Below are 23,280 nucleotides of genomic sequence, written 5' to 3' on the forward strand. Positions count from 1 at the left end.
AATGCGCTTGGCGACAATGACCAGCTCCCCGGGCATGGCCCGAGGGGATTGCAAGACCGGGGTATAGCGCAGTCTGGTAGCGCGCCTGCTTTGGGAGCAGGATGTCGGGGGTTCGAATCCCTCTACCCCGACCAATCCCACATCACGTCGGATTGGACACCGTTCCGGTTCGGGCGCCCGTAGCTCAACTGGATAGAGCACCGGCCTTCTAAGCCGGCGGTTACAGGTTCGATTCCTGTCGGGCGCGCCATTGGAATCAATGGTTTAAGTGCTCACATCCGTGAACATTGGTTCCCATTCGATGGCTGCACGACCCTGGGTGGCGAGCATTCCACCTTCCTCTTTTCCGATGAAAGATACCCTTTGCATGGGGTGCAGTCGCACGACGTGATGTCATTCCGGTTGCGGTTGACCGGCGTCTGACGTCGATCGGCTCACTCCGCAGGTGCTTGAGCAGCGCCGCCTGGGATGGGGCAATGCACCCGGCAAAGAAAAAAGGCCAGCGCTATGCGCTGGCCTTTTTCAATGTCGCGATGGATGCACTCTGGTCGAGTGCACCCCGGATGGATCACATCTGTTCCAGTTCGCCCACTCGCACCTTGCCGCCACCGCCGCAGTTGCCGTGGCAGCCGCCGCTGATCGGGCCGCTGCCGCCGCCACCACCGCCGCCACCGCCGCCGCCACCACCACCACCGCCGCGGGAGTTGGGCGGGAGGACGGTCGAAATCACTTCGCCGGAGTCGAAACCTGCACCTCGCCACGTGTAGTTGACGCAGGAAATACCGTTGCAGACGGTCAGGACATCGCCGGTCTGGACGCGCGTCTGGGCAGTCCAGACCGTGGTCCGGCCGTCATTGAGCTTCTGGACCTCTTGGGAAAGCTGCTGGTTGGTCACCGGATCGGGATACGGGGTTGTCAGCGTGCATCCGGCGGTGCAGTTGATGACGCCAGGAAGCTTTTTCGCTTGAAGGCTCCCGGCCGCCATGAACAGCAGCACGCCTGCAATGGCGGGAATGGAGTTTCTACCAAGCGAAGGGATAATCCCAATCAGTCTAGCTTTCACAATAGGTCCTTATCGTGGGATGCAACAGTTCTTGAAGATTTCGTTCGATGAAATGCGGGCTTTCTCTTTCTCTTGGCTGCTCAGGTTTTTCTCATGGTTGGCAATGTCATTGGTGGTGGCAAAACGTGGGTCCAGCCGGTTGAGGACGCGGGTGTACGCCAGGGCCGCAACGGGATCCGCAGGAACGATGCCGCCATAGGTGTAGGCCATCGCCATGTCGCTGATGACATTGACGTTCCCTTGTGATTCCAGTTCGCGCAGATATCCGGTGGCGGTGTCCTTCCACGCCTCGAGCGCCGCGGGATCACGGATTGCGTCATCAAGCGAACCGATGACTTTCTCCGGCGATCGCGAGTAGGCGCGCATCGCTTCCTGCGAGCCCATGGCGGCGGCCTTCGAAAGCCAATCGGCGTGATAGATGTCCTGATCCAGAGCCAGCGACTCACACTCTTTGAGGATTCGTTCCGACCGCTCCAGGAACCAGTTGCCGGCCCCGACCGTGGTGGCCGAATCCGCCAGCTTGTCAGCGCGATCCGAGATGAAGGTCTGGCATTGCTCGATGGTTCGATAGATTTCGTAGGTTGCCGTGGCATCTCCGGATTCGGAGCGCAGCATCAGTTGCTTGACGTGGGCAAGCGCGTCACCGGGAGGCCGGAACTCATTGCCTCTTACGATTTCGTAGGCCTTGGGGCCCACGGCCTTGTACGAGCCCGGCGGGATTTTGTTGTCCCGCTCAAGCCTTTGCGCGGCCGCCGCACCTGACGCCGGAAGGTGCCTTCCCTGGTCAGGCCGTTCATCGAGGCTGCCACTCTTCCCGGATTCCTCTGCCGTGGCATCCGCAGTTGCCTGCTGCCGGTAGCCGGACATTGCAACGGCTGCCACTGCCAGCACGGCTGCCAGCGCGACGAATCCGATTAGCCGCTTGCTCATCTATTGATCTCACCTTCATTGCAGGAATCGGCATGGTTGCAAACGCGCGCCCTGCGTTCCATGTCCTGCAGCTAACGTTGTATGAATGGATCTCCCCCATCCCTATTTGAGATTCATTCACGATTTGTTCACTAAGCGTTCATGCTCTCGGGGCGTGCCCGACGACGGGCGGGCTGTTCGCCAGCGCCTGACATCCGGTGCGTGCGGCACGCGCCTTCTCTAGCTCGGGATGGATGCAGATTCGAACGGCGTGGGTGAGGTGAAGCAGGTGCTGATCGAAGTACATCGGCGGCGCAGGCGCCAACGGCGGCTTACCTTCTGCCGCGGTGCTGTCGCCTTGCGGGCGTTTGCTGGCCTGCTGATGGAGGTGACGGCCGAACGCAACACGTCGTTCGATGTGATCGAAACGATGTCGCCGATGGACAGTTGCGACCGATGTTCTGGGCCGACGATGAGCGCTTGCACGCGCAGGGTGTGCAAGCGATTACCCGTCGAGTGCTTCTTGGCAGGACGCAGTCGCGCAACGTGATGTTTCAGTTGCTCGACGGAGCGGGCCAGCCACGCCTGCAGCTGCAGGTCACGCCGAAAGGGGAGGCCACGCTGTCATTCCTGGATGGGCATGCGGACATCGCGCGCGTGACCTCGGCGGAGCAGCATTGATCTCCTGTTCCGGCCCCTGCACATCAATGTGAAGAAGTGCTTGCAATTCCTTCGCGACTCCCGGAAAATGCCGGACTCGCTTCGGGGGACGGACTTCTGGTTCCACCCGCTAGCAAAGCATCAAGGTCCAGCGTCAGCCTCATCGGCGGTGGAGCGAAAGTTTCAGTGGTGGCTGTAGCTCAGTTGGTTAGAGTACCGGATTGTGATTCCGGTGGTCGGGGGTTCGAATCCCCTCAGCCACCCCACTGATTCAACCGCATCGGCGCAGCCGAAACGGTATTGCAATAAACAGAAAGCACGCTACAATGTGCGTCTGAGTTTCACGGGCCGTTAGCTCAGTTGGTAGAGCAGTTGACTCTTAATCAATAGGTCCAAGGTTCGAATCCTTGACGGCCCACCAAGACAGAAGCCACCTGGTATCCCAGGTGGCTTTTTTCTTATAAGTGTGACTCCCATCGTTTCGATGGATCACGGGTTGCAGAGCCCCGCTTGGCCGTGGATCTGCAATGCAGCGGGACCGCAGTGCTGGTTTCAACGATGTTGAAAAAAGTGCTTGCACCCACCGAGCGGATCGGGTCATAATTCGCGCCCCGATTTCGGGCTGTTAGCTCAGTTGGTAGAGCAGTTGACTCTTAATCAATAGGTCCAAGGTTCGAATCCTTGACAGCCCACCAGACAAAAGCCACTTGGTCATCCAAGTGGCTTTTTTCTTGTCTGCACGCCGGGTTGCGCTTCATCCACGCATGGCGTGGATCTGCTGAAACGGCGCATGGCGTGAATCTACTGAAGCGATGCTGAAATCAGGGACATACGCGTCATCAGTGTTTTCAATGCTGTGCGCTGCTTCTCACCGCATCGCGTCCTGTATCGCACCCAATGGATCTTCCGCGCCGATGGCGCATGCACGAAGGAAGATGTTGATGGCTGATATCAATCGATTGCACCGCACGCTGTGGGTTCCCTTCGCGTTGATGGCGCTGGCTGCCTGCGCGCCAGCCAATGATCCCGCGAAGACCGTTGAACGCGATGCGGGCACGGAGAGCACTCCGGCGCGCCCGGTGGGTGACGCCATGCAGATGCGGCCGGCTCAGCCTGCGGAAGCGGAGGTCCTGCCTGACGCGGTGGATGTGCAGCGCAATGCGGACGGTTCGGTGGATGTGCGCAAGGCCATGCCGGAGTCGGTGGCTCTGCGGCGCACCGATGACGGGGGCGTGGAGATCCGCAAGGGGGAGGCGCCCGCCGAACATGCCGGCATGGCGCCGGCCCGCGCTGTACCGCAGCAGTAAGCCGCAGTCGTCCTGGCGGGTGGTGCGCCCGCCGGGGCGGCAGCGATGCAGGGGCCGCGCGCATCGCGGCAGATTCAGTTTTGTGCAGGCCTTCCGCTTCCAGCCCCCGCCTGCGACAATGAACGCCTGAGCCGGCCACGCGAAAGTGGCGGAATTGGTAGACGCCCTGGATTTAGGTTCCAGTGCCGCAAGGCGTGGGGGTTCGAGTCCCCCCTTTCGCACCAGTGCCGGCCTGTCCCCGCCCTGATCGGGCCATCTGCGCCCCCTTGACCGGCACGCGCTGGCAGTGCAGGCCGAATTGGGCGAAACTAAAGGGCTGCGGCAAGCAGGCGCGTCCCAGACGTCGTGTCCTTACAACCGTTTCATCCCAATCATCGAGCCGGGGGCGTGGGCCACCGGTGGCAGGAGTCAACATGCAAGCTTCGATCGAATCCACCGGCAACCTGGAACGCCGCCTGAGCTTCTCGCTGCCGGAAGAGCGTCTGCAGAGCCACATCGTCGGCCGCCTGGGCGAAATCGCCCGTACCACCCGCATCAAGGGTTTCCGTCCGGGCAAGGTGCCGGCCAAGGTGATCGAGCAGCGCTTCGGCGCGCAGGTCCGTGGCGAGGCGCTGGACGGCCTGCTGCGCGAAACCTTCGATGCCGCCGTGCGTGAGCACGACCTGCGCATCGTCGGCAGCCCGCGCATCGACAAGGGCGACGAGGGTGAATTCTCCTTCGTGGCCACCGTGGAAGTGGTGCCGGACTTCGGCGACATCGACGTCAGCAAGCTGACCGTCGTGCGCCACAGTGCCGAGATCACCGACGCCGACATCGACCAGATGATCGAGAACCTGCAGAACCAGCGTCGTACCTGGGCCCCGGTCAGCCGTGGCGCGCAGGACGGTGACCTGGTCGCGGTGGAAACCTGGTCGCAGGCCGGCGAAGAGCGCCTGCCGGCCGAGGGCACCGAGAAGGGTTCGATCGTGCTCGGCCAGGGCATGATGTTCGACACCATCGAAAAGGGCCTGGTCGGCCTGGCCAAGGGCGAAGAAAAGACCCTGGACGTCGAGTTCCCGGCTGACTGGCGCGTGCCGGTGCTGGCCGGCAAGACCGTGCAGGTGACCGTCAAGGTTGCCGAAGTGTCCGAGCCGGTCGTGCCGGCGGTCGACGAAGCCTTCATCAAGAGCTTCGGCGTGAAGGGCGGCGACGTCGAGCAGTTCCGCAGCGACATCCGCGCCAACCTGGAGCGCGAGCTGAAGGGCGCTCTGATGAACCGCCTGCGCCGCGAAGTGGGCGAGCAGCTGATCGCCGCCTACTCGTCGGTGGAAATGCCGCCGCGCCTGGTCGAGAACGAAGCCCGCGCCATGCTGGCCCAGCAGGTCGAGCAGATCCGCCGCAACGGCCAGAACGTCGGCGAGATCCCGGCCGATGCCCACGAAGGCTTCAAGGAAGCGGCCGCCAAGCGCGTGCTGGTCGGCCTGCTGGTCGGTGAAGTGGCCCGCATCAACGACCTGCGCCTGGAAGCCAAGCGCCTGAACGAAACGATGCGCCTGATCGCTTCGACCTACGAAGAGCCGGAACAGGTCATTGAGATGTACCGCAACGACCCCCAGCTGATGTCTGGCCTGCAGAACCGTGTGATGGAAGAGCAGGTGATCGACTGGATCGCCGAGCGTGCCCAGCACACCGAAGAGAAGCTGTCGTTCCAGGACGCGATCCGCCAGTAAGCCCGGGCGGATCACCGGATGCCCCGCGCCTTTGCCGGCGCGGGGTTGTTGCCCCCCAAGATAGGTACCTCACGTAATGGACAACCGAACCAAAGCCCTGAACCTGGTTCCGATGGTGGTCGAGCAGACCAGCCGCGGCGAGCGTGCCTACGACATCTATTCGCGCCTGTTGAAGGAGCGCCTGATCTTCCTCGTGGGCCCGATCGACGATCACATGGCCAACGTGGTGGTGGCGCAGTTGCTGTTCCTGGAGTCGGAGAACCCGGAAAAGGACATCAACATCTACATCAACTCGCCGGGTGGCGTGGTCACCGCCGGCATGGCGATCTACGACACCATGCAGTACATCAAGCCGAATGTGAGCACCACCTGCATCGGCCAGGCCGCCTCGATGGGCGCCCTGCTGCTGGCCGCGGGCGAAGCTGGCAAGCGCTATGCGCTGCCGAACTCGCGCGTGATGATCCACCAGCCGCTGGGTGGCTACCAGGGCCAGGCCACCGACATCGACATCCACGCGCGTGAGATCCTGACCCTGCGTTCGCGCCTGAACGAGGTGCTGGCCAAGCACACCGGCCAGTCGCTGGAGACGATCGCCCGCGACACCGAGCGCGACAACTTCAAGAGCGCCTTCGAGGCGCAGGCCTATGGTCTGGTCGACCAGGTCCTGGAGCGTCGTCCGGACGAGTCGATCCAGGCCGGCTGACCGGCCATCACGGGGCCATGGAGGCCCCGTTCCTGCAGGGTCGGGCGGGACTGGTGTCCCCTCGGCCCTGTGCTATTCTCGAATCGAACCCCCGTTCAGCGGGTGGGGTAACTGGGTAAGCGAAGCATGAGCGAAGACCGCCAAGGTCGTTCCACGGACACCGGCAAGATCCTCTACTGCTCTTTCTGCGGCAAGAGCCAGCATGAAGTGCGCAAGCTGATTGCGGGTCCGAGCGTATTCATCTGCGATGAGTGCGTGGAGCTGTGCAACGACATCATCCGTGAGGAACTTGAGGAAAAGGCGCAGTCGGCGCGCAGTTCGCTGCCCAAACCGCGCGAGATCCTCGAGGTCCTCGACCAGTACGTGATCGGCCAGAACCGCGCCAAGCGCACGCTGGCCGTGGCCGTGTACAACCACTACAAGCGCATCGAGAGCCGGCAGAAGAACGACGACGTCGAACTGGCGAAGTCGAACATCCTGCTGGTCGGCCCGACCGGTTCGGGCAAGACGCTGCTGGCCGAGACCCTGGCCCGCCTGCTCAACGTGCCGTTCACCATGGCCGACGCCACCACGCTGACCGAAGCCGGTTACGTGGGCGAGGACGTGGAGAACATCATCCAGAAGCTGCTGCAGAAGTGCGACTACGACGTCGAGAAGGCGCAGCAGGGCATCGTCTACATCGATGAAATCGACAAGATCTCGCGCAAGAGCGAGAACCCGTCGATCACCCGCGATGTGTCCGGCGAAGGCGTGCAGCAAGCCCTGCTGAAGCTGATCGAAGGCACCGTGGCCAGCGTTCCGCCGCAGGGCGGCCGCAAGCACCCGCAGCAGGAATTCCTGCAGGTGGACACCAAGAACATCCTGTTCATCTGCGGCGGCGCGTTCGCCGGGCTGGACAAGGTGATCCAGGCCCGTTCCACCGACGTCGGCAGCATCGGCTTCGGCGCCAAGGTGAAGAGCAGCGAGCGCAAGCAGGAAGTGGGCAAGGTGCTGGCCGAAGTCGAGCCGGAAGACCTGATCAAGTTCGGCCTGATCCCCGAGTTCGTCGGCCGCCTGCCGGTGGTGGCGACCCTGGAGGAGCTGGACGAGCCGGCCCTGATCAGGATCCTGACCGAGCCGAAGAACGCCATCACCAAGCAGTTCAAGAAGCTGTTCGAGATGGAGAACGTCGAGCTGGAGTTCCGTCCGGACGCGTTGTCGGCCATCGCCAGGAAGGCGCTCAAGCGCAAGACCGGTGCACGCGGCCTGCGCACCATCGTCGAATCGGTCCTGCTGGACACCATGTACGACCTGCCGTCGCAGGAAAACGTCAGCAAGGTGGTGGTGGACGAGTCGGTGATCGAGCACAAGTCCGAGCCGTACCTGATCTACCAGACCCCGGCGGCCCCTGAACAGAAGGCCGCAGGCGCCGAGTGATCCTTCCAGGTTGTTGATTGGAAAGGATTTTCAAGGAATGCCTTGCATCTGAAAGCCGATGGCCCCATAACGGGGCCATCGGCTTTTTTTGTCTCCGGAAGATGCCCTCCCGGAGGCGGTTTTCCCCTTCCCTGGAGCCCCCATGGCCCGTTCCCCAAGTGAAACCCTCGACCTGCCGGTCCTGCCGCTGCGCGACGTAGTGGTGTTCCCGCACATGGTCATCCCGCTGTTCGTCGGCCGTGACAAGTCCATGCACGCGCTCGAACAGGCAATGGAAGCGGACAAGCGCATCCTGCTGCTGGCGCAGAAGTCGGCCGAGACCGACGACCCGCATGCGGCCGACCTCTACCAGGTCGGTACGCTGGCGCAGGTGCTGCAGCTGCTGAAGCTGCCCGACGGCACCATCAAGGTGCTGGTCGAAGGCCTGTCGCGCGTGCAGGTCACCCACGTCGACGAGCGTAACGGCTCGCTGCACGGCCAGGCCGTGGAGATCGACGCCACCGACGAGCGCGAAGCACGCGAGGTGGAGGCGATCGCCCGCTCGCTGATGTCGCTGTTCGAGCAGTACGTGAAGACCAACCGCAAGCTGCCGCCGGAGCTGCTGCAGACGCTGTCGGGCATCGATGAGCCGGCCCGCCTGGCCGACACCATCGCTGCGCACATCAGCGTGCGCCTGGCCGACAAGCAGCGCCTGCTGGAAACGCTGGCCGTCGGTGACCGCCTGGAGATGCTGGTCGGCCTGGTCGATGGCGAGATCGACGTGCAGCAGATGGAAAAGCGCATCCGCGGCCGCGTGAAGTCGCAGATGGAGAAGAGCCAGCGCGAGTACTACCTCAATGAACAGATGAAGGCCATCCAGAAGGAACTGGGTGACCTGGACGACGCACCAGGCGAGCTGGAAGAGCTGGCCCGCAAGATCGCCGAAGCCGGCATGCCGAAGGCGGTTGAAGCCAAGGCACGCAATGAACTGAACAAGCTCAAGCAGATGTCGCCGATGTCGGCCGAAGCGGCGGTCGTGCGCAACTACCTGGAGTGGCTGCTGGGCGTGCCGTGGAAGAAGCGCAGCAAGGTGCGCAAGGACCTGAAGGCCGCGCAGGACACCCTCGACGCCGACCACTACGGCCTGGAGAAGGTCAAGGAGCGCATCCTTGAATACCTGGCGGTGCAGTCGCGCGTGAAGCAGATGAAGGGCCCGATCCTGTGCCTGGTCGGGCCGCCGGGCGTGGGCAAGACCTCGCTCGGCCAGTCCATCGCCAAGGCTACCAACCGCAAGTTCGTGCGCATGTCGCTGGGCGGCGTTCGCGATGAAGCCGAGATCCGTGGCCACCGTCGTACCTACGTCGGTTCGATGCCGGGTCGCATCGTGCAGAACCTCAACAAGGTCGGCAGCAAGAACCCGCTGTTCGTGCTGGATGAGATCGACAAGATGTCGATGGACTTCCGTGGCGATCCGTCGTCGGCGCTGCTGGAAGTGCTCGACCCGGAGCAGAACAACGCGTTCAACGACCACTACCTGGAAGTGGACCTGGACCTGTCCGAAGTGATGTTCGTGGCCACCTCGAACTCGCTCAATATTCCCGGCCCGCTGCTGGACCGCATGGAAGTGATCCGCATCCCCGGCTACACCGAGGACGAGAAGCTCAACATCGCCACCCGCTACCTGGTGCCGAAGCAGATCAAGGCCAACGGCCTGCAGCCGGAAGAACTGGAGATCGGCAGCGATGCGATCCAGGACATCGTGCGCTACTACACGCGCGAATCGGGCGTGCGCAACCTGGAACGCGAGATCGCCAAGATCTGCCGCAAGGTGGTGAAGGAGATCGCGCTGGCCGGTCCGCAGCCGGTGAAGGCGAAGAAGGGCGCGAAGAAGTCCAAGGCGCTGGTGAGCGTGTCCAGCAAGAACCTGGACAAGTACCTGGGTGTGCGTCGCTTCGATTTCGGCCGCGCCGAGGAAGAGAACGAGATCGGCCTGGTCACCGGCCTGGCGTGGACCGAAGTCGGTGGCGATCTGCTGCAGATCGAATCGACGCTGGTGCCGGGCAAGGGCCAGCTGATCCTGACCGGCCAGCTCGGCAACGTGATGAAGGAATCGGCGTCGGCGGCGTTGTCGGTGGTGCGTTCGCGCGCCGTGGGCTTTGGCATCGACAGCGACTTCCTGCAGAAGCACGACGTGCACCTGCACGTGCCCGATGGCGCCACGCCGAAGGACGGACCGAGTGCCGGTGCGGCAATGGTCACCTCGCTGGTGTCGATGCTGACCAAGGTGCCGGTGCGTGCCGACGTGGCGATGACCGGTGAGATCACCCTGCGTGGTCGTGTCACCGCCATCGGTGGCTTGAAGGAGAAACTGCTGGCCGCACTGCGCGGTGGTATCCGCACGGTCATCATTCCGGAAGAGAACCGCAAGGACCTTGCAGACATTCCGGCCAACGTCACCCGCGATCTGGAGATCGTGCCGGTGAAGTACATCGAAGAAGTCCTGGACCTGGCGCTGGAGCGCCCGCTGGCACCGAAGAAGGCGCGCAAGAGTGCGCAGCGTGTCACGGTGCGCAGCAAGGCCAAACCGAGTGGAAGCGCGCGCGTCAAGCATTGACGCGCGCTGTCCGATGGCCCGAAACCCGCGTCGTTGCTGGCTTTCCAGCTTGCGTGGGGGTAGGGCCACTGGTATAAAAGCAGCACTCGCGAATGAGTGATCGCTGTCAGCGATGACTGAATCGGCGAACCGTTTCCACATGGCGGCCGCATGCAGAAGGCGTGCGGTTGCTTCCCTGTCGAATAAGCGGAACCCACCGCCAAAGGAGTTGTAGAGAATGAACAAGACCGAATTGATCGATGCCGTTGCTGAAGCTGCCGACCTGACCAAGGCCGAGTCCAGCCGCGCTGTCGATGCCGTCGTTGCTGCCGTCACCAAGGCGCTGAAGGACGGCGATGCGGTCACCCTGGTTGGCTTCGGTACCTTCCAGGTCCGCGACCGTGCTGCCCGCACCGGCCGCAACCCGAAGACCGGCGACACCATCAAGATCGCTGCTTCGAAGAATCCGTCGTTCAAGGCTGGTAAGGCCCTGAAGGATGCTGTAAACTAAGCGGCTCGCTGGGGTGCTTAGCTCAGCGGTAGAGCGTCTCCTTTACACGGAGAGGGTCGGGGGTTCGAAACCCTCAGCACCCACCACAGCACCGCGGTAAAAGTTTGAGTGTGGAGCGGTAGTTCAGCTGGTTAGAATGCTGGCCTGTCACGCCGGAGGTCGCGGGTTCGAGTCCCGTCCGCTCCGCCATTCAACGAGGCCTCCGGCCAAAAGCTGGAGGCTTTGTTTTCTCCCTGGTCCAGGCCGGTGGGAAAACAGGAAATAGCAACAATGCGGAGCGGTAGTTCAGCTGGTTAGAATGCTGGCCTGTCACGCCGGAGGTCGCGGGTTCGAGTCCCGTCCGCTCCGCCACTACATCGAGGCCCCCGGCCTAAAGCTGGGGGCCTTGTCTTCTCACCGACAGGTTCGGAAGGAAGGCGAAAAGGTTTTTGCAAGAACGGAGCGGTAGTTCAGCTGGTTAGAATGCTGGCCTGTCACGCCGGAGGTCGCGGGTTCGAGTCCCGTCCGCTCCGCCATTGCAGAATTCTTAAGTCCCTGTGAAAAAACTTTGAAAAAAGTGTTCATCGGGCTGGGTTTCCAGGGAGTCTTCGGATATACTGGGCGCCTGCAAAGTTTCAGCGCGGAGCGGTAGTTCAGCTGGTTAGAATGCTGGCCTGTCACGCCGGAGGTCGCGGGTTCGAGTCCCGTCCGCTCCGCCAACTTTAAAAGCCCTCGGCGCAAGCCGGGGGCTTTTTCTTTGTGCCCTGCGGCAGGCCTGCCGAGGTGCTGACGGCACAGGTCCGCGGAGATCGGCGCAGGCCGCGCCGGCGCTGCTTTTGGTCCCTGCGACGAAGCGGGTTACACTGCCGGGCTCGCCAATCAGGCCTTGTGATTCCTCACCATGCTGCAGAAACTCCGCGACAAGACCTCAGGCTGGATCGTCACCGTGATCCTGGGGCTGCTGATGATTCCGTTCCTGTTCGTGATCGACAACAGCTACCTGGGTGGCGTTGGCGCACAGAACGTGGCCAAGGTTTCCGCGCCTCCGACCTGGTGGCGTTCGGCACCGTCGTGGTGGCCGGTGCGCATGCTGTGGCAGCACCACGAGATCAGCGCGCAGGATTTCCGCACCCGCTTCGAGCAGGAGCGCATGCGTGAGCGCCAGCAGCAGGGCGAGAACTTCGACCCGCGCGCGTTCGAAAGCACTGAAAACAAGATGGCCGTGCTCGATCAGCTGATCGACGAGCAGGTCGTGCGCCTGGTGGGCGAGCAGGCCGGTGTTGTGATCGGCGATGGCGCGGTGCGCGAGTACATCGCCACCATCCCGGCCTTCCTCGATTCGAACGGCAAGTTCAACGAGAACAACTACCGCCTGGCCTTGGCCGGTGGCAATCCGCCGCGTACCCCCACGCAGTTCCAGGAGCTGGTGCGCGAGAGCCTGCAGCAGTCGGTGATCCCGTCGGGCCTGCAGAATTCGGGCTTCGTCACCCAGGCCGAGACCGAGCGCCTGCTGAAGCTGCTGGGTGAGACCCGCGACGTCGAACTGGCCGCGCTGCCGGAGGTTCCGGCCGATACCGCGCCGGTCACCGATGAGCAGATCAAGCAGTGGTACGACAGCCACGGCAAGGATTTCCGCCAGGCCGAAAGCGTGTCGCTGGAATACGTCGAGATCAATGGCGCCAACCTGCCGGCACCGACCGCGGCCGACGAAGCGACCCTGCGCAAGCGCTATGAGGACGAGAAGGCGAAGTTCACTTCGCCGGAACAGCGCCAGGCCGCGCACATCCTGATCACCGGTGACGGTGCCGAAGCCAAGGCGAACAAGATCGCCACCGAAGCCAAGGCGGCGGGTGCCGACTTCGCTGCACTGGCCAAGGCCAATTCGGAAGACCCGGGTTCGAAGGACCAGGGCGGTGATCTGGGCTGGGTCGAGCGTGGCGCGATGGTCAAGCCGTTCGAAGACGCCCTGTTCGCCGCCAAGGCGGGTGACGTGATCGGCCCGGTCAAGACCGACTTCGGCTACCACGTCATCAAGGTCGCCGCGGTGCGTGGCGGCGAAGGCAAGTCGTTCGAGGAAGTGCGTGACACGCTGGCCGCCGAGCAGCTGAAGGCCGACGGCGAGCGCGGCTTCAACGAGCTGGCCGGCCACCTGGTCGATGCCATCAACAAGAGCCCGAGTGATCTGGCTGCTGCGGCCAAGGAAGTAAACCTGCCGCTGCAGACCCTGGGCCCGATCACCCGCGCAACCGCCAGTGGCATCGCCACCGATCCGGCTGTGCTGCGTGCGGCCTTCTCCGAAGTGCTGGTGCAGGATGGTACTGCCAGCGACCCGATCGCCCTGGGCGGTGCCACCAACCACAGCGTGGTCATCCGCGTTGCCGCGCATACCCCGGAACAGGCAACGCCGCTGGACAAGGCGCGTGAACAGGTGATCGCCGCGATCCGCGCCGACCGCCAGCGCCAGGCCAGCGACAAGGCCGCCGACGCCGTGCTGGCCAAGCTGAAGGCTGGTGCCACCCTGCAGTCGCTGGCCGCCAGCGAGAAGCTGCAGCTGAGCCCGATGCCGGGCCTGCCGCGCAGCCAGCCGGTGCCGACCCCGGAAATCAACCGCGCGATCTTCAGTGCGCCGGTGCCGGCGGAAGGCAAGCCGAGCTACGGCAAGGTCGACGTCAACGGCCACGCGCTGCTGTTCGCAGTGAACAAGGTCAACCCGGGCGACATCAAGGAAGTGACCGCCGAGCAGCAGAAGCAGCTCAAGGATCAGCTGAGCCAGATCGACGGCATGGCCGCAGCCAAGGCCTACGTCGAGGCGATGCGCAGGAAGTTCGTGATCCAGACCACCGAAGAGAACCTGTAAGCCTCGCGGCGGGGCAGGATCGAAGAAGGCCCGGCAATGCCGGGCCTTTTTTTGTGCTTGCGGCTATGTAGAGTCGAGCCATGCTCGACTGCTTTTTGCGCCGACCATCCCGCGAACGGAAGTCGAGCATGGCTCGACTCTACAGAGAGCAGATACCGCGGTGTTGGGGCCGTCAGTCTTCGACGCGCAGTACCGCGCCGGGCTTCAGCACGCTGCTGCCACTCAGGCCGTTCAGCGACAGCAGGGCCTTTACCGGCATGCCGTAGCGGCGGGCGATGGTCCAGGCCGACTCGCCATCACGCACGGTGTGGCGGCGGCTGCGCGGGCGGTCGGCGATCGCGGCCACGGCCTTGGCCACCTGCGGCGTCGGCGTGGTCGTGGCAACCGGTGCGGTGCTGGCCACCAGCGTGGTCGCGGCTTCCGTCACCGTCGCATTGGCGGCCGAGACCGGGGCCAGGACCCGGGTGGTTCCGGAGGCGCGGTTGCCGGCGGCCAGGGCCGGGTTGAGGCGGGCGATCCTGGCGGGGTCCAGGGCGCGCTGTGCGGCCCACTGCTGGACGCTGGTGCCGGCCGGCAGGGTGTGGTCCTTCAACACCGGCACGGTGCGGTCCAGCGAGGCCATTACGCGAGGCTGGTCCTCCACGTCTTCCAGCACGCAGGCCAGGGCATGCAGCTTCTCGACATAGGCATGGGTAACCGGCGACAGCCCCGGCAGGGCTGCCGGCTTGGCATTCTGCGCGTTCATGCCGGCCTTGCGCATGGACTGCAGCACCCGGTACTCGCCGGCGTTGTAGGCCATGGTGGCCAGTCGCCAGTCTCCGCCGAACATGCCGTGCAGGGTTTTCAGGTAGCGCACCGCGGCCTGGGTGGAATCAACCGCCGACAGGCGGCCGTCGTAGCCGTTGGCCATGGGCACGCGGTGGTTGCGCGCCGTGGTGGCGATGAACTGCCACAGGCCAGTCGGGCCGCTGCCGTTGCGGGCATTGGGCCGATAGCCGCTTTCCACGAATGGGATCAGCGCGAATTCGGTGGGCAGGTTCGCCTTGCGCAGCTCTTCGACCACATAGCCGAACAGCACCAGCGCATCGTCATCCTGGTTGGCCAGGCGCGAGGGGGCGTGGGCGAACTGCTTCTGCCAGCGCGGGCTGGTAGCCTCGGCATCGCAGCTGGGCTCGGCCAGACCGTCGCGGAAGCTGGTGAAGATCTCCTGGCCATTGCGCACCGAGGGCGCAGGCAGCGCGGACGGATCCAGCGGCAGCGCCGCAGCCGCGGTCAGGTTCTGGCTGATGCCGGCGCCCAGCGACTGTGCGCCCGCGGTTCCGGCCAGCCCCAGGGCAAGGCCCAGGGCCAGCGGCAGACTTCGGCGCATCATGCGCGGAAGCCGTCTTTCCAGTGCCGGAGACCGGCCATCACGTCGACGTCGTCCACGACGTCACGGCCCAGGTGTGCCGACACCGACGCACGGATCGGTGCAGCGTGCACACGCAGGAAGGGATTGCAGTCGAATTCGTTGGCCAGGGTTACCGGCAGGGTGGAACGGTCATCGCGGCGCATGGCCAAAGCCTCCTCTTGGCGCTGCCACAAGGCAGCGTTGGCGGGGTCGACATGCCGCGCGAAGACGGCATTTGACACGGTGTACTCATGAGCGCAACAAAGCAGCAGTTGCGCGGGCAGGGCACCCAGCTTGCGCATCGACGCCAGCAGCTGGGACGGCGTACCTTCGAACAGGCGTCCACAGCCCAGGCTGAACAACGAATCTCCGCTGAAAAGATGTTCAGCAGTGTGAAACGCGATGTGGCTGCGGGTATGCCCGGGCACGGATAGTACGTGGAACGTCCGGCCCAGTGCCTGAACGCGTTCACCTTCGCCGACCCGCTCGGTGGCTGTGGGAATGCGTTCCTCGACCGGCGCGATGACCCGCACGCCGGGGAAACGCGCCTGCAATGCCGGCACGCCACCGATGTGGTCGTCGTGGTGATGGGTGAGCAGGATCGTGTCCACGCGCAGGCCCTGATCGGCCAGTGCGAGCACTGGCGCGGCATCGCCGGGGTCGACGACCACGGCAGCGCCCTCGTTGTCGATCAGCGTCCAGATGTAGTTATCCGCAAATGCGGGCAGGGCAGTCAGTCGCATAGAATTGGACCATGCCCGCGCTGCAGAGCACCCGTCAAGCGAGCCAGACCCCGTGGTTCGACAGCGAACCGGCGGAGGCCTTGCGCGTGCTGGAGCGGCAATTGCTGCTGCCGCAGCTGTCGGTGCTGCCGGCGCAGCCCTGGCTGTGGATCGCACCAAGTGCAGCCTGGCTGGACGATGCACAGCTGGGTGGACGCGGTCTGCGCCTGTATCGGCAGGGACAGGGCTATGCCGGCGACACCCGCTGTGCGCTGCCGCTGCCGCTGGCCAATGAGAGTGTCAATGCGATCGTGCTGCAGCATGTCACTGCGGCCGACGCCGATCGGCTGCTCGACGAGTGCGAGCGCGTACTGATGCCGGGCGGCCATCTGTGGCTGAGCAGCCTCAATCCGTTCAGTCCGTATCGCACGCGATGGCGCCAGCATGGACTGGTGGTGCGCACGCCACAGCGGATCCGCCTGCTGCTCGGCCGTCATGGGCTGGAATGCGACGATATGCGTTACCTGGGCCCGCTCTGGCGCGGTGCGGGCAGCCGTCGTCCCGGAGGTTGGGCACCGCTGCGCGCGGCCTGCCTGTTCCATGCGGAAAAACGTACGCTGGCCCTGCCTGGGCCGAAACCGCTGCCGGTGCGCTGGCACGGCACCGTAGCTACCTGATTCTGGAGTTGTATTGAAAACCATCGAAATCCACACCGACGGTTCCTGCCTTGGCAATCCCGGCCCCGGCGGCTGGGCTGCGCTGCTGCGCTACAAGGGCCACGAGCGCGAACTGAGCGGTGGCGAGGCGCACACCACCAACAACCGGATGGAGCTGATGGCGGCCATTTCCGGGCTGGAGTCGCTGACCGAGCCGTGCAACATCGTGCTCTATACCGATTCGCAGTATGTGCGGCAGGGTCTGACCCAGTGGATGCCGGGCTGGATCCGCAAGAACTGGAAGACGGCTGGCGGCGATCCGGTAAAGAACCGCGAGCTGTGGGAGCGCCTGCAGGCGGCCACGCTGCGGCATCAGATCGACTGGCGCTGGGTGAAGGGTCACTCCGGCGACCCGGACAATGAGCGGGTGGATACGCTGGCCCGCAACGCGGCGATCCAGATCCGCGACGCCAGCCCGGTAAACTGAGCCCATGCGTCAGATCATCCTCGATACCGAAACCACCGGCCTGGAGTGGAAGAAGGGCAACCGCATCGTCGAAATCGGCTGCGTGGAGCTGTTCAAGCGCCGCCCGACCGGCAACAACTATCACCAGTACATCAAGCCGGACTGCGAGTTCGAACAGGGCGCGCAGGAAGTCACCGGCCTGACCCTGGAGTTCCTCGATGACAAGCCGGACTTCGCGCAGATCGCCGACGAGTTCCTGGCCTTCATCGATGGCGCCGAGCTGATCATCCACAACGCGGCGTTCGACCTCGGCTTCCTCGACAACGAGTTGTCGCTGCTGGGGCCGCAGTACGGGAAGATCACCGACCGCTGCGCCGTGATCGATACCCTGGTGATGGCGCGTGAGCGCTTCCCGGGCCAGCGCAACTCGCTGGATGCGCTGTGCAAGCGGCTGGGCGTGGACAACTCGCACCGTGCGCTGCACGGCGGCCTGCTCGATGCGCAGATCCTGGGCGACGTCTATATCGCGCTGACCTCGGGCCAGGAAGAAATCGGCTTCGGTCTGGGCGATGACGATGGCGGTGCTGCCGGTGCGGCGCTGCAGGCCTTCGACATCAGCAAGCTGCTGCCGCGCCCGCGCGTGGTGGCCACGCCGTCGGAGCTGGAAGCGCATGCGGCGCGACTGGAGCGGCTGCGCAAGAAGGCTGGCCATGCGCTGTGGGATGGCCCGAAGGTGGAAGAGCCCGCCAGCGCGTAATGCCTGGGATGGGGTAGTGCCGGCCGCTGGCCGGCAGCGTCGCATCCACGCATGGCGTGGATCTACCGGTTAGTGGCAGCGCACCAGGATCACGCTGATGTTGTCGCGGCCGCCGCCATCGAGCGCGGCGGCGACCAGCGTGTCCACGCATTCCTGTGCGCTGGCATCCTCGAAGGCGAGGGTGCGCGCAATGCTGCGGTCGTCCACTTCTTCGGTCAGGCCGTCACTGCACAGCAGCAGCTGCATGCCCGGACGCAGTTCGCCGCTGGTGGTGGCCACGTTCAGATGCGCCGGATCGGTCACGCCCAGCGCCTGGGTGACCACGTTGCGGTGCGGATGCGCACGCGCCTGTTCGGCGGTCAGGTTGCCCTGCGCGACCAGCTCCTGCACCACGCTGTGGTCCTGGCTGAGCTGGGCCAGCTGTCCGTCGCGCCACAGGTAGGCACGGCTGTCGCCGACCCACGCCACTTCATAGCGGTTGCCCTGTACACGTGCGGCGACCACGGTGGTGCCCATCGGCAACGTGTCGTTGCGCCGGCGCGAGGCGCGGATGATCTCTTCGTCGGCGGTGCGGATGGCCTGCGCCAGCGGTGCGCCGCGGCGGATCTCGCGCACGATGGTCTCGCGCGCCAGCGCGCTGGCCACTTCACCGCAGGCGTGCCCGCCCATGCCATCGGCCACCAGCCACAGGGCCAGCTCACTGTCACCGTAGTAGGTGTCCTCGTTGAGCTCGCGACGCATGCCGGGGTGGGTGAGGTGTCCGAATTCGATCATGGGCGCTGGGGCGGGGTGTTGCTGGGGAGACAGGCATCATCGGGTGGCTGCGCGCATCCGGCAAGGCATGCGCTCAGGAAATTTTCACTTCGTTGGCCGGAATGACTTGTCGTCGGCCTCACTTCCTCGTATGATGCGCGTCCCCGGTCCGCCGGGGACCACCCGGAGAGGTGGCAGAGTGGTTGAATGTACCTGACTCGAAATCAGGCAGGCGTTTATAGCGCCTCGGGGGTTCGAATCCCCCCTCTCCGCCAGATTAAAGAAAAAGGGCTGCCGAAAGGCAGCCCTTTTTCTTTAATCTGGCGCGGGACGCGCCGCGCTCTGCGCGTCGCCCCACACGTTGCTGCGCAACCTGTGGGCCCCTCCCTTTGCCGGCCTCTCCCCGCCCCTGTCGGGGCAGGTGCATCAGTAGATCCACGCCATGCGTGGATGCTGTTCCTGCTGGCAGGCTCATCCACGCATGCCGTGGATCTACCCATTCCATCGCGAGCTGCGGGTTAAACTGCCTGCATCACCTGCTGGAGCTTTCCCCATGACTGCTGAAATCCTCGTCCCCGTTTCTTTCGGCGAGCTGCTGGACAAGATCTCGATCCTGCAGATCAAGTCCGAGCGCATCAGTGACGAGGGCAAGCTGGCCAATGTGCGCAAAGAACTGTCGGCGCTGGAGCAGACCTGGATGGCACACCCGGCGGCGGTGAAGGACATCGCCAAGCTGCGTGCCGAGCTGAAGGCGGTCAACGAGCAGCTGTGGGACATCGAGGACGACATCCGCCTGAAAGAGAAGGCGCAGGCGTTCGACCAGGGTTTCATCGACCTGGCGCGCAGCGTCTACCTGCGCAATGACGAACGCGCGCGCATCAAGAAGGCGATCAACCTGGCGCTGGGTTCGGCGTACGTGGAAGAGAAGTCCTACCAGGATTACGCGCAGCGCGCGTAATCCGGGGCAGCCTGCCGCTCACCCCGGGTGGTCGGCGACGTAGCGTTCGAACGCAGCGATACCGTCTTCCACGGTGATCAGTTCCATCACATCGTCGAACTCGATCTTGGTGCCCCACTTCAGATCGGTGGCCTGCTTGGCCAGGTACTTGCGCGCGGCATCGTCGTAGCGGTCCACGCAGTAGCGGCGGTCGGAATAGGGACCGCTGCGGTTCGGGTTGCTGGCCGCGTGCAGGCCCAGTACCTTGGCGCCCATCGCGTTGGCGATGTGCATCGGGCCCGAGTCCGGGGTCATCACCAGATTGGCGCGGGCCAGCAGCGCCGGCAGCTGCTTCAAGGTGTCCTTGCCGACCAGGTCCAGCGCCGGTGTGTGCAGCTGTGCCTGGATGGCATCGGCCATGCTGCGCTCCAGTTCGCTGCGGCCTCCGCACAGCACCACCTGCCAACCGCGCTGTGCGGCGTGGTTGGCCACGGCGGCGTAGCGGTCTGCATACCAGTTGCGGCGCACGTGGCTGGAACAGGGCGAGATCATCAACACCGGGCGGCCATCGTCCTGCCATTGCGCGGCGGCCCACTCATATGCGGACTGCGGCACCGCCAGGTCCCAGCTGACCTCGGTCTGGCGCAGGCCAAGGGGTTCACAGAAACTGCCGATGGCATCCAGCACATGGATGCCGGGGCGGTCGGGGATGCGTTCGTTGATGAAGAGACCATGCAGGTCCTTCGAGCGGCTGCGGTCATAGCCGATGCGACGCTCTGCGGGAATGAAGGCCGACAGCAGGTTGGCGCGGAACGCCACCTGCATCTGCAACAGCGCTTCGAAGCGCCCCGGCGGCAGCTGCCTGCGCAGTTCCTTGACCCCGGCCATGCCGCTCTTCTTGTCGTAGGCATGGAAGGTGACACCGGGCAGGCCGTCGAGCAGCTTGTGGCCGGCCTTGTCGATGATCCAGTGGATCGGCGTATCCGGGCGCGCAGCCTGCAGGGTGCGCACCAGGGGCACCACGTGGGTGACATCGCCAAGTGCGGACAGGCGCAGGAGGCACAAGGAGGAGGACGCTGATGCCATGTGTTGTTAGACTCAATGAAATGGTCGCATTCGACGCCAATGAAGCGCTGACGCCATGCCGCGAGGGTCGCGGCATCGGGGCCATTCTGTTCGACCGCGAGCGGCTGCGGCAAGCCGAGATCGGCCTGTTCTCGCCCCAGCACTGGGGCAGCAGGGCTCGGCCGGTGGGCGAGGGCGGTCGTGGCAGCGCCTGGTTCGTCGATGCGCCGTTCGGCGCCAGCGTGCTGCGCCACTACCTGCGCGGTGGCCTGGCGGCGAAGATCAGCCATGACCAGTACCTCTGGCGCGGCGCGGACCGGACGCGCAGCTTCGCCGAATTCCGGCTGATGCGCGCGCTGCGCGAGAAAAAGCTGCCGGTGCCCCGGCCACTGGCGGCGTTCTACATGCGTGAGGGCCTGCGCTACCGGGCTGCGATCCTGATGGAGCGGATCGAGGGTGTCCGTTCGCTGGCCGACCGCGCGCTGGTCGCGGGCCGGGGCGCACCGTGGGAGGAGACCGGGCGGCTGATCGCCCGCTTCCATCGTGCCGGCCTGGACCATGCCGACCTCAATGCGCACAACATCCTGTTCGACGGCAACGGCCACGGCTGGTTGATCGACTTCGACCGCGGGGTGATCCGCATCCCGGCGACCGCCTGGCGCGAACGCAATCTCAAGCGCCTGCTGCGCTCGCTGATCAAGCTGCGCGGCGAGCGCAGCATGGAAGACGTGCAGAAGGATTACGCGCGGCTGCGCCGCGCCTATGACATGGCCTGGAACCGGGGCACCTGATGGACTGGTCGTTGCGTTTCCTCGGCGTCGGCAATGCGTCGGCGGTCGAGCTGGGGTCGCCGATGTCGGTGATCGAACGGGACGGTCGGCCGTGGTTGACCATCGACTGTGGCGGCGAAGGCCTGACCGCGTTCAAGGCGCACTACGGGCACATGCCGCAGGCGCTGTTCGTCACCCATGTGCACCTGGACCACGTAGCGGGCTTCGAGCGGCTGTTCGTCGATACCTTCTTCAACGCGCACCGGTGCGGCAAGGTGCGCCTGTACGTGCCCGCCACGGTGGTGCCGCTGCTGCACAAGCGCATCGGTGATTATCCGAATGTGCTGGCCGAGGGCGGTGCCAACTTCTGGGATGCGTTCCAGCTGGTCGTGGTGGGCGAGGCGTTCTGGCACGAGGGCGTGCGCCTGGAAGTGTTCCCGGTGCGCCACCACTGGCCGGAGACGGCCTATGGCCTGCGCCTGCAGGGCGCGCTGACCTGGAGCGGCGATACCCGGCCGATTCCGGAGATGCTGGCCCGCTTCGCCAACGACAATGAACTGATCGCGCACGACTGCGGCCTGCATGGCAACCCGTCGCACACCGGCGTGGACGACCTGGAGCGCGAGTACAGCGCCGAACTGCAGGCGCGGATGATGCTCTACCACTATGCGAGCGCGGCCGACGGCCAGGCGCTGGCCGCGCGGGGGCACCGTGTGGCGCAGCCGGGGCAGTGCGTGCCGCTGGCCAACCCCACTGCACCGCACGTGCTGGTGCAGGATCCGCCGTGAGCGGTGCTGGCCAGCCCGCCGACGCGGCGCTGGCTGCCGAGCTGGAGGCGCTGGAACGCGCGCTGCATGCGCCGCAGGTGCGGGCCGATCGCGAGCAACTGGCGGCACTTCTGGACGAGGATTTCAGCGAGATCGGCAGTTCCGGGCGGTGCTACGGCCGTGATGCGGCGTTGCAGGAGATCCCGCTGGAGCGCGCTCAGGTGCTGATCGAATCGGAACAGTACGCGGTGTGGCTGTTGGCCGAGGATCTGGCCCAGGTGCGCTACCGCAGCCGCTATCACGTTGATGGCCAGGCCCAGGGCTGGGTGTTGCGCAGTTCGCTGTGGCGACGGCATGCGCAGGAATGGAGGGTGGTGTTTCACCAGGGCACGCCTGAGGCGCGGTAGCGCCGGGCCATGCCCGGCGAAAAGCGCCAACCAAGATTGGCAGCTACCAGAAGTGGGGCCACGCCCGAAAAGGCGATGGCCCCGCCGGCTGACCTCGGCGCCCGCGTCGATCGATACCGTTGCTGCCTTCCGGCCCTGGCGGGATTTTCGACCTAGCGTCGCGAGGGGCCGACGGGGCCACCATAGAGACGTTGGCCGCCCAGTGGGCGGCCGGTTCACGGATCAGGGGAAGCAGCGCGCGATGCGCCGGAGACCACAGCCGGACTGCACATCGGCTGGCCGATGGCAGACGGCAACTATAGCGCAGGCAGGTACATCGACGCCAGCTTCGTGCACTGAATCGGCTGTAACCCGCGTCTGCCGGCAACGCCCCGCGCCGACCGGCGTTGCTAGAATGCCGGCCAGGAGGAACGACCTCCCCCGCATCGGGAATCAATGACCAGGACGGCCTGGCCCTACCAAGAGGAGGGCTGTCATGGCCTGGATCTATCTGTTGTTCGCCGGCCTGCTGGAAATCGTCTGGGCCGTGTCCATGAAGCAGTCCGAAGGCTTCACCAAGCTCACCCCTACCGTGGTCACCATCATCGGCATGATCGCCAGCTTCTGGCTGCTGGCGGTGGCCATGCGCAGCCTGCCGCTGGGCACCGCCTACACGATCTGGACCGGCATCGGCGCGGTCGGTGCGTTCGTGGTCGGCATCGTCTTCCTCGGTGAGCAGGTCAGCCCGATGCGGATCGGTGCGGCGGTGCTGATCGTTTCCGGCCTGGTGCTGATGAAACTCTCGAGCAGCTGAATGCATTTAGTTGGGCGGAGAAAGGAATCTCCGCCTGCTGCAGGTATATGCATTTTCGGCAAAACCATTTTGTCCGCCCGTTTTATTTGACGTGCGTCATGAAAATAGCGA

At 64.6% G+C, this 23,280-nt stretch carries 22 protein-coding genes, 12 tRNA genes and 1 other RNA gene; 28 read left to right on the forward strand and 7 right to left on the reverse strand.

The features are described from left to right. Positions 1-57 precede the first annotated feature (57 nt). Together ACZK2R_RS04175 and ACZK2R_RS04180 are read left to right on the forward strand one after the other, a co-directional pair. Positions 58-134, forward strand: a tRNA-Pro gene (locus ACZK2R_RS04175). A 39-nt stretch (positions 135-173) separates the two neighbouring features. Then, a tRNA-Arg gene (locus ACZK2R_RS04180) sits at positions 174-250 on the forward strand. 318 nt (positions 251-568) lie between these two features. Here the strand turns inward: ACZK2R_RS04180 and ACZK2R_RS04185 are convergent. Further along, on the reverse strand, positions 569-997 hold the full coding sequence (locus tag ACZK2R_RS04185; protein WP_180838322.1) for a hypothetical protein: 429 nt from the start codon (positions 995-997) through the stop codon (positions 569-571). A gap of 75 nt (positions 998-1,072) precedes the next feature. After that, complete coding sequence (locus ACZK2R_RS04190) at positions 1,073-1,993, reverse strand: hypothetical protein (RefSeq protein ID WP_180838321.1); 921 nt, start codon at positions 1,991-1,993, stop codon at positions 1,073-1,075. Between the two features lie 435 nt (positions 1,994-2,428). On the opposite strand from ACZK2R_RS04190, the gene ACZK2R_RS04195 reads away from it, so the two are divergent. The 17 genes from ACZK2R_RS04195 to ACZK2R_RS04275 all read left to right on the forward strand — a co-directional run bounded on the left by ACZK2R_RS04195 (position 2,429) and on the right by ACZK2R_RS04275 (position 13,686). Further along, positions 2,429-2,653: a hypothetical protein gene (locus ACZK2R_RS04195; RefSeq protein ID WP_049422622.1), complete on the forward strand. Its 225-nt coding sequence runs from the start codon at positions 2,429-2,431 to the stop codon at positions 2,651-2,653. Positions 2,654-2,821: 168 nt separating this feature from the next. Beyond that, positions 2,822-2,898 (forward strand) — tRNA-His (locus tag ACZK2R_RS04200). A gap of 79 nt (positions 2,899-2,977) precedes the next feature. Continuing rightward, positions 2,978-3,053, forward strand: a tRNA-Lys gene (locus ACZK2R_RS04205). 198 nt (positions 3,054-3,251) lie between these two features. After that, positions 3,252-3,327 (forward strand) — tRNA-Lys (locus tag ACZK2R_RS04210). Positions 3,328-3,573: 246 nt separating this feature from the next. Beyond that, positions 3,574-3,939 (forward strand): hypothetical protein, encoded by a 366-nt coding sequence (locus tag ACZK2R_RS04215; protein WP_125894652.1) that lies wholly within the window; start codon positions 3,574-3,576, stop codon positions 3,937-3,939. A gap of 139 nt (positions 3,940-4,078) precedes the next feature. Next, a tRNA-Leu gene (locus tag ACZK2R_RS04220) sits at positions 4,079-4,163 on the forward strand. A 189-nt stretch (positions 4,164-4,352) separates the two neighbouring features. Beyond that, positions 4,353-5,648 carry a trigger factor gene (tig, locus tag ACZK2R_RS04225; RefSeq protein ID WP_049400909.1) on the forward strand — a complete coding sequence of 432 codons (1,296 nt, stop codon included), beginning with the start codon at positions 4,353-4,355 and terminating at the stop codon, positions 5,646-5,648. 76 nt (positions 5,649-5,724) lie between these two features. Further along, the gene (gene clpP / locus ACZK2R_RS04230; RefSeq protein WP_004146318.1) at positions 5,725-6,351 is read left to right on the forward strand and encodes an ATP-dependent Clp endopeptidase proteolytic subunit ClpP; all 627 of its coding nucleotides are present in this window, start codon (positions 5,725-5,727) and stop codon (positions 6,349-6,351) included. Between the two features lie 126 nt (positions 6,352-6,477). Then, on the forward strand, positions 6,478-7,767 hold the full coding sequence (gene clpX / locus ACZK2R_RS04235) for an ATP-dependent Clp protease ATP-binding subunit ClpX (RefSeq protein WP_032129320.1): 1,290 nt from the start codon (positions 6,478-6,480) through the stop codon (positions 7,765-7,767). A 142-nt stretch (positions 7,768-7,909) separates the two neighbouring features. After that, positions 7,910-10,360, forward strand: a complete 2,451-nt coding sequence (gene lon / locus ACZK2R_RS04240) for an endopeptidase La (protein ID WP_049422624.1) — start codon at positions 7,910-7,912, stop codon at positions 10,358-10,360. 217 nt (positions 10,361-10,577) lie between these two features. Beyond that, on the forward strand, positions 10,578-10,850 hold the full coding sequence (locus ACZK2R_RS04245) for an HU family DNA-binding protein (RefSeq protein WP_004146343.1): 273 nt from the start codon (positions 10,578-10,580) through the stop codon (positions 10,848-10,850). 11 nt (positions 10,851-10,861) lie between these two features. Next, positions 10,862-10,936, forward strand: a tRNA-Val gene (locus ACZK2R_RS04250). A gap of 26 nt (positions 10,937-10,962) precedes the next feature. Continuing rightward, positions 10,963-11,039, forward strand: a tRNA-Asp gene (locus ACZK2R_RS04255). An 85-nt stretch (positions 11,040-11,124) separates the two neighbouring features. Next, positions 11,125-11,201: transfer RNA gene (locus tag ACZK2R_RS04260), tRNA-Asp, on the forward strand. An 87-nt stretch (positions 11,202-11,288) separates the two neighbouring features. Further along, a tRNA-Asp gene (locus ACZK2R_RS04265) sits at positions 11,289-11,365 on the forward strand. Between the two features lie 106 nt (positions 11,366-11,471). Beyond that, positions 11,472-11,548 (forward strand) — tRNA-Asp (locus ACZK2R_RS04270). A 182-nt stretch (positions 11,549-11,730) separates the two neighbouring features. After that, positions 11,731-13,686: a peptidyl-prolyl cis-trans isomerase gene (locus tag ACZK2R_RS04275; protein ID WP_100437402.1), complete on the forward strand. Its 1,956-nt coding sequence runs from the start codon at positions 11,731-11,733 to the stop codon at positions 13,684-13,686. Between the two features lie 172 nt (positions 13,687-13,858). On the opposite strand, the gene ACZK2R_RS04280 is transcribed toward ACZK2R_RS04275, so the two are convergent. Both ACZK2R_RS04280 and gloB read right to left on the reverse strand, forming a co-directional pair. Then, complete coding sequence (locus tag ACZK2R_RS04280) at positions 13,859-15,058, reverse strand: lytic transglycosylase domain-containing protein (RefSeq protein ID WP_071228862.1); 1,200 nt, start codon at positions 15,056-15,058, stop codon at positions 13,859-13,861. Next, a complete protein-coding gene (gene gloB, locus ACZK2R_RS04285) occupies positions 15,055-15,819 on the reverse strand; it encodes a hydroxyacylglutathione hydrolase (RefSeq protein WP_032129324.1) in 765 nt (254 codons plus the stop codon). The genes ACZK2R_RS04280 and gloB overlap by 4 nt, the downstream gene beginning before the upstream one ends. Positions 15,820-15,830: 11 nt before the next feature. On the opposite strand from gloB, the gene ACZK2R_RS04290 reads away from it, so the two are divergent. Genes ACZK2R_RS04290 through dnaQ form a run of 3 tightly spaced genes read left to right on the forward strand, consistent with a single transcriptional unit; the run spans position 15,831 to position 17,677 of the window. After that, positions 15,831-16,475, forward strand: a complete 645-nt coding sequence (locus ACZK2R_RS04290) for a methyltransferase domain-containing protein (RefSeq protein WP_121504044.1) — start codon at positions 15,831-15,833, stop codon at positions 16,473-16,475. Between the two features lie 13 nt (positions 16,476-16,488). Further along, a complete protein-coding gene (gene rnhA / locus ACZK2R_RS04295) occupies positions 16,489-16,941 on the forward strand; it encodes a ribonuclease HI (protein WP_032129326.1) in 453 nt (150 codons plus the stop codon). Between the two features lie 4 nt (positions 16,942-16,945). Next, entirely contained in the window at positions 16,946-17,677 is a 732-nt protein-coding gene (gene dnaQ, locus ACZK2R_RS04300) for a DNA polymerase III subunit epsilon (protein WP_180838458.1), read from the forward strand. Positions 17,678-17,746: 69 nt separating this feature from the next. On the opposite strand, the gene ACZK2R_RS04305 is transcribed toward dnaQ, so the two are convergent. Continuing rightward, the gene (locus ACZK2R_RS04305; protein ID WP_032129328.1) at positions 17,747-18,451 is read right to left on the reverse strand and encodes a PP2C family protein-serine/threonine phosphatase; all 705 of its coding nucleotides are present in this window, start codon (positions 18,449-18,451) and stop codon (positions 17,747-17,749) included. 164 nt (positions 18,452-18,615) lie between these two features. Here ACZK2R_RS04305 and ACZK2R_RS04310 point away from each other — a divergent pair. Both ACZK2R_RS04310 and ACZK2R_RS04315 read left to right on the forward strand, forming a co-directional pair. Continuing rightward, a tRNA-Ser gene (locus ACZK2R_RS04310) sits at positions 18,616-18,705 on the forward strand. Between the two features lie 278 nt (positions 18,706-18,983). Then, positions 18,984-19,388 (forward strand): DUF6165 family protein, encoded by a 405-nt coding sequence (locus tag ACZK2R_RS04315; RefSeq protein ID WP_046982834.1) that lies wholly within the window; start codon positions 18,984-18,986, stop codon positions 19,386-19,388. 18 nt (positions 19,389-19,406) lie between these two features. On the opposite strand, the gene ACZK2R_RS04320 is transcribed toward ACZK2R_RS04315, so the two are convergent. Then, on the reverse strand, positions 19,407-20,453 hold the full coding sequence (locus ACZK2R_RS04320) for a glycosyltransferase family 9 protein (protein ID WP_180838459.1): 1,047 nt from the start codon (positions 20,451-20,453) through the stop codon (positions 19,407-19,409). Positions 20,454-20,473: 20 nt separating this feature from the next. On the opposite strand from ACZK2R_RS04320, the gene ACZK2R_RS04325 reads away from it, so the two are divergent. The 3 genes from ACZK2R_RS04325 to ACZK2R_RS04335 are packed head-to-tail and all read left to right on the forward strand — an operon-like array spanning position 20,474 to position 22,376. Then, positions 20,474-21,223 (forward strand): 3-deoxy-D-manno-octulosonic acid kinase, encoded by a 750-nt coding sequence (locus ACZK2R_RS04325; protein ID WP_049400634.1) that lies wholly within the window; start codon positions 20,474-20,476, stop codon positions 21,221-21,223. Next, positions 21,223-21,990 (forward strand): MBL fold metallo-hydrolase, encoded by a 768-nt coding sequence (locus tag ACZK2R_RS04330; protein WP_049421588.1) that lies wholly within the window; start codon positions 21,223-21,225, stop codon positions 21,988-21,990. Before ACZK2R_RS04325 ends, ACZK2R_RS04330 begins: the two co-directional genes overlap by 1 nt. Next, a complete protein-coding gene (locus ACZK2R_RS04335) occupies positions 21,987-22,376 on the forward strand; it encodes a nuclear transport factor 2 family protein (RefSeq protein WP_180838460.1) in 390 nt (129 codons plus the stop codon). Before ACZK2R_RS04330 ends, ACZK2R_RS04335 begins: the two co-directional genes overlap by 4 nt. Before the next feature lie 78 nt (positions 22,377-22,454). Here the strand turns inward: ACZK2R_RS04335 and ffs are convergent. After that, an RNA gene (ffs, locus tag ACZK2R_RS04340) (signal recognition particle sRNA small type) lies at positions 22,455-22,551 on the reverse strand. Positions 22,552-22,851: 300 nt separating this feature from the next. On the opposite strand from ffs, the gene ACZK2R_RS04345 reads away from it, so the two are divergent. Continuing rightward, positions 22,852-23,169, forward strand: a complete 318-nt coding sequence (locus tag ACZK2R_RS04345) for a DMT family transporter (protein WP_010483859.1) — start codon at positions 22,852-22,854, stop codon at positions 23,167-23,169. Positions 23,170-23,280 lie beyond the last annotated feature (111 nt).

This window comes from Stenotrophomonas sp. 96582_Sma (genome assembly GCF_056480905.1).